The organism is Plebeiibacterium sediminum (assembly GCF_026013605.1).
GTDB classification, from domain to species: Bacteria; Bacteroidota; Bacteroidia; order Bacteroidales; family Marinilabiliaceae; genus Saccharicrinis; species Saccharicrinis sediminus.
The window spans coordinates 82,972-99,784 of record NZ_JAPDPJ010000001.1; the positions used below are offsets into that span (position 1 = coordinate 82,972).

The 16,813-nt window shown below is 34.8% G+C and carries 7 protein-coding genes; all 7 read right to left on the reverse strand.

Annotated elements, in window-relative coordinates; all coding sequences use genetic code 11:
* Positions 1-43: 43 nt before the first annotated feature.
* Positions 44-2,275, reverse strand: a complete 2,232-nt coding sequence (locus tag OM075_RS00305) for an alpha-N-acetylglucosaminidase (protein WP_301188451.1) — start codon at positions 2,273-2,275, stop codon at positions 44-46.
* A 193-nt stretch (positions 2,276-2,468) separates the two neighbouring features.
* A complete protein-coding gene (locus tag OM075_RS00310; RefSeq protein ID WP_301188452.1) occupies positions 2,469-3,455 on the reverse strand; it encodes a family 43 glycosylhydrolase in 987 nt (328 codons plus the stop codon).
* 126 nt (positions 3,456-3,581) lie between these two features.
* Positions 3,582-5,903, reverse strand: a complete 2,322-nt coding sequence (locus tag OM075_RS00315) for a GH92 family glycosyl hydrolase (RefSeq protein WP_301188453.1) — start codon at positions 5,901-5,903, stop codon at positions 3,582-3,584.
* 136 nt (positions 5,904-6,039) lie between these two features.
* A complete protein-coding gene (locus OM075_RS00320) occupies positions 6,040-7,671 on the reverse strand; it encodes a RagB/SusD family nutrient uptake outer membrane protein (protein ID WP_301188454.1) in 1,632 nt (543 codons plus the stop codon).
* 22 nt (positions 7,672-7,693) lie between these two features.
* Positions 7,694-10,759: a SusC/RagA family TonB-linked outer membrane protein gene (locus tag OM075_RS00325; protein WP_301188455.1), complete on the reverse strand. Its 3,066-nt coding sequence runs from the start codon at positions 10,757-10,759 to the stop codon at positions 7,694-7,696.
* 649 nt (positions 10,760-11,408) lie between these two features.
* A complete protein-coding gene (locus OM075_RS00330) occupies positions 11,409-13,238 on the reverse strand; it encodes a metallophosphoesterase (protein ID WP_301188456.1) in 1,830 nt (609 codons plus the stop codon).
* A 120-nt stretch (positions 13,239-13,358) separates the two neighbouring features.
* On the reverse strand, positions 13,359-16,469 hold the full coding sequence (gene lacZ, locus OM075_RS00335) for a beta-galactosidase, LacZ type (protein WP_301188457.1): 3,111 nt from the start codon (positions 16,467-16,469) through the stop codon (positions 13,359-13,361).
* Positions 16,470-16,813: the final 344 nt, after the last annotated feature.

Sequence of the window (16,813 nt, forward strand, 5' to 3'; positions counted from 1 at the left end):
GAGACTTCACCCTGGCTATTGTATTTTATGCATTTCAAGCCTATCAATAATTGTATTCTATTTTAGGTTGAATGTTGGTTAAAGGAATGATCCTATCTCTGTATTTTTTATACAATTCAACAGCTATTTCTGTAGGATTTCCAACTGGTTCAACAGGAAATTCATTATTAGAAATGACCCAATTCCATTCCCATTGTTTAATTTCCTCATCAAAAGCTTTTTGATCAAATTTATGCCAGTCTTTACGAACCTGAGCAAAGAATTGCTCCCAACGTGGTTTATAAAAATCATTGAACAATCCACTCCACTGACGACAACTATATTCATGTAACCTGTTGTTGGCATCTCCCCAAAGTGTAATTAAATCACGGGCATTTTGCTCATATAAATCTTTTTCCTCAGGTGTAAATCCGCATGAACGTGCATCTGCTAACCAAGGACCTAACATAAAATCTTTTTGAGTGGCCAACAGGCGATCCATATCTTCTATTAAAGTGATGAATTCAGCACTATATTGCTCAAATTTTTGCTTATCGTTATTATTATAAGCAACCGTAATTTGCTGTTGCAATGGCAGTGCATAATTGGCCAGTACCTGACGAGTAAGATCTACAAGATCATATAAAAATCCATCATACTGTTCACTACCATCAATAGATTTAATAAATAAATCCCAGGCAGGTAACAAATCTTCAGGAGCATAATTTAATTTGGTACGAGCCCATCTGCGATATCCCTCAAATGTAGGACGAGAAACAATAATAGATTCTGCACCATCTCTGATTACTTTTCCATTATATACGGTTTGAACTAAAATATTCCATGCATCTTCAATATCCTTAGAAGTATTTCCGTATCTGTTTGTGATATACTGCTTTAACCAAAGATTTAAATTAATAGGTGTATCGCGCCATGTATTATCCGTCATTAACTCGTATAAAACCGGGTTTTGTTCGATCGCTTCCATGGTTAAACCAATTCCTTTTAACTGACCTGAATTAGGATCATTTAGGTCTTCAGCCGGATTATTGGCTACATTTTCAATACGACCAAACATACTGATATTTCCACCGAAGTTGTGAAGCATATTCCAAATCCATTGTTTACCGTAAAAAGCCTCTGTTCTTTTCCACACAGGCTCTATTTCAGCAGCTAAATCCAGAATAATCATTCTATCATTAGGTATAGCTTCTAACAAACCTTTAATCTGCGGTGCTTTCCAGAAATCACGGTGACTGTAGAACAACCATCCCTGCATTACCCAAACAGCTTCTGGATCGGCAGACTTCATTCCTTCAAATACCTTCTTACTAAGTTCGGATAAATATTCAGGATCATCTGTTGGAGGTTCATTTTCATTAAAAGTATCGGCCGAATATAAATGATCCGTTCCATAAACCTCAGACTGAACTTCAAGGAATTTTTTACCTAATTCAGCAAATAATGGATCATCAGCATCTAGTATATATGTATCCTCAAAATCATTACCCCAATTGGTTTGCTTCAATTTTGCTTCAGGAAAGTATTTTTTGAATGAAGCAGGTACGTGACCGGTAAAAGCTGGTAAAACAGGTTTCATCCCAAGTTCACGTTCACGCTGAAGTATCTTAATCTGTAATTCTTTATGACTTTCTTTCCAGCTTTTAGGAAGAGGACCTCCCCAACCATCAAGGTTACCCATCCAAAACCAGCCAAAATAAGCAGGTCCACTAAAGAATGGATCTAAATCCTCATCGGTAAATCCATAAGAACGATAAACCTGATCCCAGATATACTCTTCACCGGTAATGGCCAAAGGCATATTTATGCCATGCAAAGCCATCCAGTCAATTTCTTTTTCCCATCGTTCCCAGTCCCACCAGCTCATGCTGTAGTTAAACGTACAATAGTTTAAATAATAGCGGTATTCATAAGGCGTTTCTTTATGAATCTTTTCTTTAACTACCGGAAGTACATCTGGTAAATTTAAATTAGTACCATTCCAGGTAATCTGGCAATTACAATATTCCTTTAAATAATAATACAATGCAGAAGCAACAGAAACACCATTGTTACCTCTCAACACTATTTTATCTTTAACAGATTCTATTTCGAACCAATCTGCAGAATCGGCAGGCACAACTTCCACCTCAAATTGTTCGGCATATTCAGGGATAATACGGTGTATTATTCCACTAATGCTATCATTATTATTTGCTTTCTCCTTAGTTGCACACGAAATCATCAAAAATGATATAACACATGCTACAATCCCTTGTATAAACTTCCTTCTCATATTTGCACCTATTCAATTGTTCTGTTTTCGAATCAAAATTTAATTTATTAACCACATGTAACCGGTAACACAGCGCATTCTAAAAAAGAATAATGAAACTTTGTGCCTTTGAGCCATTGTGGTAAAATCGAACAAAAATTTAAATCAATTCTTGCCCACTAAGTCTTCAATGAAACCTGTTGCTTATTAAGCTTTACTCCATAAAACTTGCAACTCCTTTGGGAATCACCTTTTCTATGTTATGATTGGCATCAAACTTTAAACTATCCAAACACAACTGTCTTAACACATATTCTTCACCTTGTGGAAAGATGCGGTGATATAAAAGATAATCCTGACCTTTTTCTGTAAATACAGTATGATGACCAGGACCGTATGTAGTACTATCGGCAGTAGTTGTTAATATTGGACTATTCACTCCTTCTGTAAATGGTCCCATTGGTGTATCTCCTACTGCATAACCTATTTTATAAGTAGCATCAATTGCTTTACCATCAGAAAACATTAAATAGTATTTTCCGAAACGCTTAATCATGTGAGGAGCTTCAAAATAGTGAGCAGGTGTAACATCAATTGGTTCACCATCAAAAGTTACCATATCTGATTTTAGCTTAACTGCCATACAAGTACCATTTACCCAGTTGAAACCAGATCCCCAATACAAATAAGCCTGACCGTCCTCATCAACAAAGCAATCCGCATCAATATTATGCACCGTTGGAAAATCTTCTTTAGCAACAAGAGGAGTATTATCACTCTTGGCATTTTTCCATGGCCCTAATGGACTATCTGCCACTCCTGCCCATACTTCACTACCAACTGAAACGTACATGTAATACTTACCGTTAGGCGCTTTACGCACAGCAGGTGCCCACACCATTGAGCCATTAGATGTTGAGCTTGTACAAGCCTCTTTTGTTGGCCAGTTAATATGATGTCGTGAAAAATTTAAAAAATCTGTTGTTGAAAAAACAGCCAGTTCCTCTCCTCCCCATGGATCAATAGTTGCATAGATATAAAATGTATCCGCCTCTTTAACAATGCAAGGATCTGCAAAATAGCCATCCATGATTGGATTACTAATCATTTTAGTTTCTTCTGATGTTGATTTCTTTTTTGGTGATGCACAAGCCACCACGATCAACACTATTAACAATAAAAATTTAAAATTCTGCTTCATCTCTATCAATTATTATATCACCTATTTTGGCTGTTTTTTACTTAAAATTAAATTCCAGAGGGCTAATAATAACCCTCCGGAGCACCACTTACAACTTCTAATAATAAAAGCCTAAATTCTAAAACACTATTTTTTTACAGCCCATTCCTTATTTGGCTTACCTGCCATTTCCAAAATAAGCTTACCTCCATTTACTAAATCATTTTGGGAAATATGCCAATCACCTAGTTCGTTTGCATTCAAATTAGCTGATTGTATATATACATTCTGATCAGAATTATTATGAGTTTCTATTACAAACTCTTTTCCTGAATAATAATCAGGATTTAATTTGATGGTAATTTTATCAAAAACCGGACTTCCTAATTCAATCTGTGGATCTAATGAACAACCACCTTTCATTGAGAACAATCCCATTTTCATTAACACAGACAACGAACCCATTAATCCCTGATCCTCATCACCATTATATCCTCTTTCAGAACTAATGCCTTCATACACATCTTTAACCACTTTACGTGACCAATACTGTGTTAACCATGGCTTATTTAAATAGTTAAATACAAATGCAGTTTGCATAGATGGCTGATTACCGTAGTTTATTGGAATGCGACTATACTCAGGATGCGTTTCTCTATCGTGAGATGTTCCGGCAGTAAAACCAAGTTTTTCAGCCTCTGTAAAAGCTGTATTTAATTTTGTAGCTGCAGCATCATCACCCCCCATTAAAGCACTTAAACCTTCTAAGTCATGTGGTACAAACCAAGTATTTTGAGCTCCGTTTGCTTCAATAAATCCGTTTTCTATTTGATAAGGATCAAAATCAGCCTTCCATTCTCCTGCTTTGTTCTTTGGACGCATCCATCCACTTTCTGCATCGTATATGTTTTTATAATTGGCACTTCGTTTTAAGAAATATTCAGCATCTTCTTTGTAGCCTAACTTTGTAGCCAATTGAGCAAGAGTCCAGTCCTGATAGGAGTACTCCAAGGTTTGACTGGCACCATCCTGATGAGATCCATAAATAACATCCGAAAGCGGATAAGGAACATATCCATTATCTATATAATAAGATAAACCTCCACCAATATTGGTTTCATGCTCATATCCAATTTTCTCCATGGTACCTCCAGGCATATGATTTTTCTTAAGTGCCTGATATGTATATTCTAAATTATCTTTTATGATTCCTTTTTGAATAGCACTAACAATAAATGGATTAGATGAAGCACCCGTCATCACATAAGTATAATTACCTCCTGAAGGTCCTCTTGGTATTAACCCTCCATCTTTATAGTATTGCATTAACGATTGAGCAAACTCATCCATTATGTCAGGATAAACTAATCCCCAGAGCGTATTAATAGTCCATTGAGCCCCCCAGAAGGAATCTGAATTATAATGGTTAAATAATGGGGTTCCTTTATCATCGAGCGGAAGCTGACCAATTCGGAACTCTTTACCTGTATTATCCGGATAAGCTCCATTGACGTCACTAATAGTCCTACGCCCTTGAAGCGCATGCCATAAATCAGTATAAAATCTTTGTTGTTGTTCTGTAGTTCCTCCCTCAACTTGTATTCTTGAAAGTAGACTATTCCATTCCTGCTCAGAATCTTTTACTACCTGATCAAAGTCCCAATCAGGTAATTCTTTTTGCATGTTAACTTGAGCATTAGCTTCAGAAGTATATGATATCGCTAATTTTACCATTAATGGTTTAGCAGTATTTTTTTCGAAATAAACGATATAATCACCTGAAGTAGCATCTTGCACTACTTTTTGTACAGGGATATTAAATTTTGCTGCAAAATATACAGTACTAGGTTTTGGTCGGCGAAATGTAGGTTGATTGGTTACCTGTCCTGTTATCAGGTTAGTTTTCTCTGTTTGGTTTATAACTCCATCTGTCATGAAGCTAGGACCTTTTTGTCCGTTTAAATTAAATAGCAAAGCAATATTTTCACCATATGTATATCTGTGAAAACCTACTCGTTTTGTTGAAGTCAGTTCAGCTTTGATTTGATATCTGTCTAACATCAGTTGATGATAGCCTGGAAAGATTTTTTCGGTTTGGTGATTAAAACTTGAATAATAATCCTGAAACAATCTGTTTTGATCAAGCAAATCAGGATTAACTGGCATGATGGATGGCCCTGCCAATTGCCAGGCATGAACATGACTAAAACCTTTTACAGTATCCGTATTATAACGATATCCACTTCCCCAGGCACCATTGACTTCTGTATCCGGACTTAAATTAACCATTCCGAACGGACGAGAAGCTGATGTAAAGAAAAACCATCTGGAGTTAGCAGCATCCAATGTTGGAACTACCATTTTTGCATATGGTTGAGTAGTATTACCAGCCTCTTTACACCCACTAGTCAAACACAACGAGCCAATAATAAAAAAAAATACTATTCGTAATAATGGTCTAATGTTCATCCTTAAATATATTTTGATGAAATTTTACAGATCGAGCTGTAATCGCAATTAAAAAAATAGAGATAACCCTTGCATTATCACAAACCTCAAAAGGGTTATCTCTATATAAACTATGTATGGTATTGAGTATTAAATATTAGTTATACTCTGGGTTTTGAGTAATAGAACCACCACTATAATCAATTTCTGATTGTGGAATAGGTCGTAAAAGGTGTTTAGCTTCCAATGCATGATTTAAAGCAGCATGAGGATTGTGTGCTAAAGTTCTTTCAATTAACTTACCTGTTCTTTTAAGATCCATCCATCTGTTAACTTCACCCATTAACTCACGTCCTCTTTCATCTAAAATAAAATCAAGGGTTACTTCTCCTTCTGCAACAGGAGTTGTTAAACCTGCTCTAGATCTTAGTTCTGTTAATTTTTGTGCGGCGGCAGTAGTATTTGATGATCCTAAATAAGCTTCTGCTGCAATTAAGTAAGCTTCACCACTTCGCATCATCACCATGTCTCTCTGACCTTGAGAAGATTGATCAGGCTGCGTAAAAGGAACAGAAGGATCATCAAATTTTCTAAACAAAGGATAATGAACATTAGTTATTCCGTCTGCTGTTAAATATTCATCAGGATTAATCACTGCATAATCAACTGCAGCTTTTTCTGCGTCTGTCCATGCAACTTTAGGAAAATGTATAACAATTTCTCCAACTTCCTTAATTACATTACCATTATCATCTTTAGCTTGCTCTGTTGCATATAAAGTTCTAACAAAACTTGCTTCAGCACGCTCATCGGCATCATCAAATAATGAAAAGAAGAATGGCGTTGGCATTGGTCGAAGTCCCTGTACTGTACGCGATAACCCAGGATAATCGTAAAAACGGAATTTGTATAACATATGACGTGAGTTACCCCATCCTCTACTTACGGAGTTAGTTCCAAATAAATAAGAAAATACAACTTCTGAATTTCTTTGATTATTAATACTTACAAGATCTGCATAAGAAGGAACCAAATCATGATGCGAAATAACTGTTTCAGCTAACTCTGCCGCATCAGTAAAATCATTCCCTGATGCAAATGGCTTATAAGCTCTTGTTAATAAAACTTTTGACATCAAATGTCTAACAGCATCCTTGGTCACACGTCCGAAATCATCTGTTGTTTCCGGTACTGCAGCTAAAGCATCATTCAAATCAGAAACAATTTGTGTGTAAACATTTTGCTCTGTTTCACGAGTAAAGTTTGTTTCAGGCTCAGAAATTCTTCTTAGTACCAAAGGAACACCACCATAATTCTCTACCAAATTAAAATAAGACATTGCTCTGAAAAACTTAGCCTCACCCACTCCGGTAGCCTTGTCTCCCTCATCTAACCCTTCAACTACTTCTGAAGCTTCAATAGCAAAGTTGGCAGCCGAAATAATTTTATATTGGTTTCTCCAATATACACTTACTGTCCAGTTTGTAGAGTTAAAATTAACATAGTCGTTAAGATCATTGGTTCCTGAAACCAAGTCATTTCTAGTTACAAGGTCTGTTCCTAAATCTTCCAATGAATAATACATATCAGGATCATAGTGAGTTGTATACTCTCTACTAACCTCATAAACACGTGTAACTAATTGTTCAAATGTTTCAGTATAACCATTAGCGGCTTCAATACTTAATGATGTATAATTATCTTCTTCCAGGTACTCTTCACAGCTTGTCATTAAAGTACTTGCTGCAACTAATAATCCCAGTAGTTTTATATTAAAAAATCTTTTCATCTGTTTCTAATTTTTTTAATCCTTAAAAATTTAAGCTAACACCTGCCATGTATGTACGTGACATAAATGATCCTCCCCAAGCATTTCTACCTGCATTTTCAGGATCCCATCCATCATATGATGTGAATGTAAATGGATTTTGTACTGTGGCATAAATTCTTAACCCTTCGATGCTGTATCTTTCAAGTATATTACGTGGGATCTTATAACCCAAAGTAATGTATCCTACTTTAGTGAAAGAAATATTCTTATATTTTTGAACGCCTGCATAAGGACCACCATTACCTGGTTGATAAGTACTATTTGATGGATTTGTTGGAGTCCAGTAATCGACGTCATAAGAGTTAAACATTCTGTTTGGCTGACCATCCCAAGGGAATGTAAAGTTATTATGGAAGTTACTATTTAACTTATTGCCATAACTCATTAATAAAGCAAACGAGAAATCCCAGTTTTTATAGTTCATATTGTTGGTAATACCACCAGTCCATTTAGGAGTAACCTGACCAATAACTTTTCTATCTTTATCAGGAGAAATGTGACCATCACCATCTAAATCTTTTACTTTTACCTGACCTGGTCTTTGATTATATTTTGCAGCTTCTGCAACTTCATCCAACTGCCAAATACCATCAAACACATAATCGTAAATTGCGCCAATTGTTTCACCTTCTCTGTGTATCATATTTGTTCCTGATACACCGTAAAAGATATCACTTCCACCGTACAATTTATCAATAGTATTTTTGTTACTTGCAAAGTTAAAGTTGGTTGTCCACTTAAAGTCGCCATTGTCGTAGTTTACAGTATTAATTCCTATTTCAATACCACGGTTTGTAGACTCACCAACGTTATCAAAAGTACCTCCATATCCTGTAACTGTAGGAAGAGATGTTTCAAAGATAATACCAGTAGTTTTTCTGTTGTAAACATCAATAGAACCAAAGACTTTATTGTTTAAAAACCCAAAATCAAAACCTAAGTTAACCTCTGATGTTTTTTCCCAAGTTAAATCCGGATTAGCTAATCGAGGAATATATAATGCTGGTACAGAACTGTCTCCAATATTAGTAGCACTTCCACTTAATAAAGCCTGAGACATTAAAGCTCCTAATCCACCACCTTGACCATTGTTACCAGTTTGTCCGTAACTTAATCTTACTTTGGCATTGGTAAATGTAGATTGATTTTTCATAAAATCTTCCTGCATCATTTTCCATGCAAAGGCAGCAGATGGGAAGAATGCCCATTTATTTCCTTCAGCAAGAATAGAGGCACCATCATAACGACCTGTAAAAGTAAACATATAGCGATCTTTTAAACTATAGCTAACTCTACCTGTGTATGACTCCAATGTTTGTTTTGAGTAATCACTAGAAAGTTCACGAATATCAAGACCTGCATCAATATTATGGAACAAATATTCATCTGAAGTAAAGTTTCTCACTTGAGCTTTATACTCTTCATTTTGCTCAAAAAATCTTGAAATAACAGCAGTAGCATCAATACTATGGATACCGCTTTTCCATTTGTAGTTGAAAATATTATCCCAAGAATAAGAGAAGTAGTTAAAATTATTTACCTGAGCTCTTCTGTTAGAAGGGTTACCACTAGTACTTTTTGAATATAAACCTCTGTACTCACCGTAGCGGGTATATTTCATATTTGGAGAAAACTTAGTAGTAAACGTAAAATCTTTGAAAGGAGTTAATTTTACTGCGAAATCACCAATCCATTGTAAGTATCTGTCTTCTTTTGTGATATTATCAGCTTCAAAAAGAGGGTTAGTAATTTGACTTTCCTTAGTTATTGCATAATAACGTAAAGATCCATCATCATTATAAGGACGACCAATAGGCTTTAATCTGTAAGAACTTCTAAAAGCTTCTTCACTACCTTTGTTTTGAATACCTATTGTAGTATAGTTACTTAAACTAACGTTTAACCACTTAGCTAAATCAGAAGATAAACTAGCTCTGATATTATAACGAGTAAAATCTTCACCTTCAAAGGTACCGTTATCTTTAGTATAACCTACACCTGCTGAATAAAGTGTTTTATCGTTTCCTCCAGCCATATTGATGGTATGGTTAGTTTGAAATCCTTTTCTTAACATTAAATCAACCCAATCAGTAGAAACACCATCTGCAACATTTTGCATTTCTTCTGCATCTAAAATTTCACTTAATACAACATCATCTCTAGTATAAGAAAAGTTACCTGCAGCATATTGGTTACCAACAGTGGCATCCTGAATTAAATCAACATATTTATCAGTATTCATCATTGAAGGTAAGTGATAAGCTTGTTTAAAACCAACATAACCACTATAGGTAATTTTCATTTTACCTTTTTTACCTCCTTTGGTTTCAATTAATACAACACCACTACTACCTCTTGATCCGTAAATAGCTGTTGCAGATGCATCCTTAAGCACATCCATTCTTTCAATATCGGCAGGGTTAATGAACGAAATGTCATCAACAAAAATACCATCTACAATAAACAATGGGTTTTGTCCCGGGTTAAAACCACCATTATCAGCTGTTTGATTTGTGTTAATTGTACTTGCTCCACGAATACGGATATTAAACCCACCAGAACCAGGTCTATTATCTGTACGCTGAATAACAACACCGGCAGTTTGACCTTGTAATGCAGAAACGGCATCTACTTTATTTGCCTGCTCTAACTTACGCTTATCAACAGATGCTACAGATCCTGTTAAGTCTTCTTTCTTTACAGATCCGTAACCTACTGCAACAACCTCTTCAAGACCAATCATACTAGATTGTAACTTTACTTTGATTTTTGTTGTGTTAGCATCAATTGCTATTTCTTGCGTTTCATATCCGATAAATGAAAAGAGCAAAGTGCCTGCATCCGGAGAAACACTTAAGATAAAATTACCGTCAATATCAGTAATTGTACCATTTGTTGTGCCTTTAACCACAACCGAAACACCTGGCATTGTGTTTCCCTGATCGTCCAATACTTTACCGGACAATTCTAAATTTTGCGCCCAAGTATTAAATGAATAACCTAATATAAAGGCTATCATTACTAACTTTAAAGTGAATTGTTTCATAGAATTTTATTTTGATTTTATTCATTCTATGCGAATTTACATTTAGTAACACTTTTTAACCTAGATTATTTATTCAGCTACATAGACAATCAAATCAAAGAGCCTATTTGCCTATATTTCAGCATTTTTTGACCTACCAGCACAAATAGATGAATGATTTGTACAGGTTTTTACACACTATCTTAATGAAGAGATGCAGTATTTTTTAACATTTCATGAAAGTTATTTATGAATTTAAATTTTGAACAGTATTAAGAAGAAATGTAGAATCTGATATGGTCATCTTTTTAATAAGATTTACTGAAGTGATTTAATCTTACTAAAATAAATTGGGCAACTATTATAAATAAACGACACTTAAATTAATTCATGCAATCATTGGGATATAGAAAACTACATCTTACCATCCGGAATTGGATGTTACGATGGTAGAAATGAATGTTACCGACCCGTTTTCCATGTTACCAGGGTAGAATCAGATGTTACCAAGGTAGAAACGCTTGTTACCAAACAAAAACTGCATGTTACGTGCGTAACATGCAGTTTTTTTTATGATTTATCTGTTATTAGATTAACTTTTTATAAATCCTTTGAAATAAATCTTCCAGAGATTACATATCTGTTTATGAAAACAACTTTCTTTTAATAACTATTCAATAAACCCAATAAATTTACCATTATTTAAATCTATTTTAAAGTTATCTGACGGTTCTCCATTTAATAAAGCCTCAAAAGCCTTAATAAAATGATGAAACTGTTTTTCTAAAGGTTTTGAATCGTCAAGAACCAGGACATTTTTACTCAACTCTGCATTAATAATTGTTTGATATGCTTCAATTCTTTCAACTCCTATATCATCCACAGCTAACTGATCACCATTTAATAGTCTGTAGAAATCGAAAATCATATCAAAACCAGACCATTTATAATTTTTAGCATTACTGGCATCACTTTCTCCGGCATAACTTAACAATGATACACCATCAGAGTGTAACATAAAATTGGCAAAATCTTCTGGCCAGTCTCTTTTTAAAAACCTTAACCGAACCAGCTCTTTTAAATGCCAGTTCATTAATTCATCATAACTTTTAGCCTCTAACACCTGCTTATTCCAAATATCTTTAGCTCCTGATTCCTTTAAATACGAATATTCCTGCTCATAAAGTGGAAACAGCTCATTAAATCCGGGTACTAAATCCAGTTTAACAGTTTCAACCTCCATTAAATCGGGATTATGAATGGTTAAAACTTTATAGGCTGCAGGATATCCAGCTAAAGACGGGATCTGAATATTAACCAAAAAAGAGCCATCTTCGTAATTTCTAATTCCTGTATCATTCAAATGCATATGTCCGGCAAAATGAATCTTTATCCCTGCTTCTGCAAATGTGGCAGCAACATCCTCATCCGGAACTCTATGTAACTGCATTTTTCTTTCACTAAATAAAGCTTTAAGATCATCCGAAGCACCGTCATAAAAATCAATCATTGGGTAATGACTAAAAGTAACCAGCGTTTTATTTAGTCTTTTAGATTCCTTTACTACTTTTTCAACCCATTTGAGCAAGTGTTTTTTGTGCGCTAATATATTTGAGTACTCACCCCCACTATTTAGTTTAGCTTTACTAAAATTATCATTCTCTTTTGCAGGTAAATACACATTACCATCAATAGCCATCAGCCACAAACCATCTACAGGTTCTACCAGATAACTTACATCTGGCAGTCTCTTCGATAATGTATCAATCAGATAACTCCGTTGGATAAAAGAGGATTGTTTTAATGCTTCTGTATAATTATAATTCTCATATTTATATGTAGAAAATGGTGTTTCCCAATACTTATATTGCTCCTGAGGTAGAAATCCATTAGCACTCAATTGCTCTACAATCTCTTCATATCCTAACTTACGAATATCCGGAATAACAACAACCGGGTTTTCCTCTGATGATTTTGGAGTGTACAATCCGGATTTACTCATTACTGGCTGATTTTTACCACCTGTTCCAAGAAAATCAACTTTCCCTGCATCCGTAGTAAAAGGAGCAACAGGATCGTGGTTTCCGGTTATCGCAAAAAACTGTATTCCATAGGCTTTTGTGTACGCATGAAGCATAGCCTTTAATCCTCTGATGTTATATGGCTGCCCATCATCACTAAAATCACCCGGTAAGGCTACAATTTTAATGTTTCTTTTCACCACATCATCCAATGCTGCTCTGAATGCAAAATAATTTTCATTAAAAATACGTGTTGAATGAAGCTGCGCATTCATGGTACGTATATTTACATACTTCTGATTAGCGGGATTCAAAACGCCTTTATAATTGCTTCCTTCAAATTCGCCATAAATATCACTCAAATGCACATCAGCGAAAAAGGCAATCTGAATATTATTTGTTTCTGATTTTGGTTTGCAGGATACACTTATAACTATCAGCAAACATGCAAACCAAACTATTCTGAACTTTTGCAACATAAAATTTCACTTTATAATCTTAACACACAAAAAGAGAATGGGTTTAAAAAGTAAAGGTTGCTCCCAATCAACAGGAGCAACCTTTATTATTTATCTAAATCCACAGTACAATAATTACTTTTAATAGATTTTGAATACATGTTTTACAGGAGTAATCACAAATTCAAATGTGTAATCCTGATAAGGAATTCTGTATTCAGGACGTGGTAATGCTCCCCAACTGGTTACACAACCCAATCCCATTTGACGCTGATCGATACAAACAGTAACAAAATCACTTTTTGAAACCTGAGGGAAATGTCTTTGATCTTTAACTTCACCATCATCCAACGAATCAATTGTATAGTTTAAAGCACTCATTGAAAATGCAGCATCTGATTTAAAGCAAACTCCTGCTCCTGAATAATCCACCTGGTTCCACCATCTGATATCAGACTTAGTTCCTGTTTCTTGTGGTCTGATATATGAATATGGCTGGCATTCCACTTTTTGTTGGTATAACCCAATAAATTCAGAATCTTTTCTATCGATGTAGTTTTCACCTGGACCTCTACCATAATATTTGATAAAGTCATATTCTTCTGGCATTTCTAGTTTCATACCAAATCTGAACATTTCAGAAACCTCAGCATCATTTGAAGCTTTTAATTGTTGTTTTACTTTTACAGCACCTTCGTTACTCACTACGTAAGTTAATTCTAACTGAGCAGAAACTTCTGGCATATCATAAGAAGCAAAAACCTCAACCAATCCTTCTTTGTTAACTTCGGCTGTTATAGATTTTAAATCCATTTTAGGATTTTTCCAAACAGAATATTTCTCCTGAAGTTTTGCACCAAAATCGTTATCCGTAGGAGCTCTCCAGAAATTTGGCTTCAATTCTGCACCTTCTTGTAAAACAGGTTTACCATCTACCAGGTAACGACATAAGAAACCTGAATATCTGTTGAAATCAACCTGGAAGTTTTCTCCTTTAACAATGATATAGTTAAAATCTCTTTCAACAAGAGTTGGTTCTTTAACTTCCTGATTTACGCATTTTTTATTGGCTAATTGTAATGCAACAAACTCATAATCTTTAACAGCTAATTGCTGACGCGCTAAAGTTGTTCCGGCACACATTAACTGCTCACCAGACTTTAATTTATAAGCTACATTAACAAAAACCTCTTTAGCTGAGCATTCTTCAGGCAATTGAAGATCTAAACTAAGATTAGCTTTTTGCTGTGGAGCTACTGTTAAATCTTTTACGATTCCTGTTTTAACTACTTTTCCGTCAGCAACCAATTCCCACTCTAAATAAAAATCAGCTAGATCTCTAAAGAAATACTCATTATAAATTTCAATAGTTCCTTTTGCTAAATCAACAGGTGTTGTCCAGATAGACTGATAGTAATATCCAACTTCGTAGTAGTGAGGATTTGGTTTACGATCAGGACTAATTAATCCATTATCTAAAAAGTTATTATCAGAAGCATCATAAGGATTAAAGTCTCCGCCATATCCGTAAATTAATGTTCCATTTTCATCTTTCCAATGGATAGACTGATCTACAAAATCCCAGATAAATCCACCCTGGTACATTGGATACTTACGAATTAAGTCCCAGTATTCTTTAAATCCTCCTTGTGAGTTACCCATCGCATGAGCATATTCACACTGAATTAATGGTTTTGTTTTATCTGTTGCTTGTCCGTACTCTTCACTACGTTTGTAATCATAGTACATTGGGCAGAAAATATCTGTGAAGTCATTTTGACGAGCCTGCTCATATTGTACTAAACGAGAAGAATCATATCCTTTAATCCATTTGTAACAAGCCTCAAAGTTTTGACCAAATCCAGCCTCATTACCCATAGACCAGATAATTACAGCAGGATGGTTAAAGTTACGCAATACATTACGTTGGTTACGCTGCATATGAGCCTTAGCATATTTTGTATTTTTAGCTAAAGTAGCATCGCCATATCCCATACCATGCGACTCAACATTTGCTTCTGCCACAACATAAAGACCATACTCATCACACAAGTCGTACCAGGTACTATTATTAGGATAGTGACAAGTTCTTACAGCATTTACATTGAACTTTTTCATCATCAGGATATCCTGAATCATACGTTCTTTAGAAACCACATAACCTCCATCAGGATCTAACTCATGACGGTTAACTCCTTTAATTAAAATTGGCTGACCATTAATACATAATTGATTATTGATTTTTTCCACCTTACGGAATCCGACTTTAACAGGAATGACTTCTATAACTTTACTGCCTTGTTTAACTTCTGCAGTTAAGTGATATAAGTTTGGAGTTTCGGCAGTCCATTTTAATGGATCAGTTACCTGAATATCTGCACTAATTTTTCCAGCACCAGAAACCGCTTTTTCAGCAACAGTATTTCCTTCGGCATCAGCTAAAGTAAGCTTAACACTTGCTTTACCCTGAATATCCAGGTTCACTTTTAAAGAACCATCTTTATAATCCTTATCTAAATCAGGAATTACTTTTAAATCTCTTACGTGAGTTTTGTTACGTGCATATAAATAACAATCTCTTCCGATTCCGCTAAATCTCCAGAAATCCTGATCTTCAAGATATGATCCATCACACCAACGGAAAACCTGGAAAGCAATAATATTTTTTCCTGGTTTAAGATACTTAGTAAGGTTAAACTCAGCTTCCAACTTACTATCTTCGCTATAACCTACAAATTTTCCGTTTACATAAAGTGTAATATTAGAAGTTACAGATCCAAAGTGAGCAACAATATCCTTACCGCTCCATGTCTTTGGTAAAGTAATTTCTTTACGGTAAGTTCCCACATGGTTATTTTCTTCAGGAACAATTGGAGGATTGTGTTTATACTGACTTCTCCATGAGTAGCCTATATTTACATATTGAGGATCTCCGTATCCATTTAATTCCCATACACCAGGTACTGGCATATTTCCCCAATCCTTATCATTATAATCTACCTTGTAAAAATCAGTTGGTCTTTCCCATGCATGTTCTACCCAATTAAAATTCCAACTTCCGTTTAAGCTTAAAAAATTAGTAGATTTAATCATCTCACCTAACTGAGCAGCATCGCCTGATTCATATGCAAAAAATGAACTATGCATTGGTGCACGGTTTACTTCATTTACATTAGGATCCTGCCAGTACTTCTGAGCATTCAATACTGTAATTATTGACAGCAGATTTACTAATAAAAATATTTTCCTCATTATAATTTTATTTTGCATTATTTAATTTTCCATTAAGAATACGACTTCCAAAGTTATACAATTCACAATTTTTAACGTTAAATAATCGTTCAAATACATGGACATTTTCGTCAATCAGAAATAGTACAATTAGCACAAGTTACAATCGTTTACTTACTTATAATAAAATATTATTTTAAAACTTTGTATTTTTTTTCGGTCAGCAGATAAAAACGTCATAAACTTTAAGGCATAAATATTGTTTAACAAAATACACCCCCTTATCAACACTTCGAATTATTAATAAGATGATTGGTTCGTACGCTGGTTAATAATTAAATTATTTACTTTAAATCATCAAACAA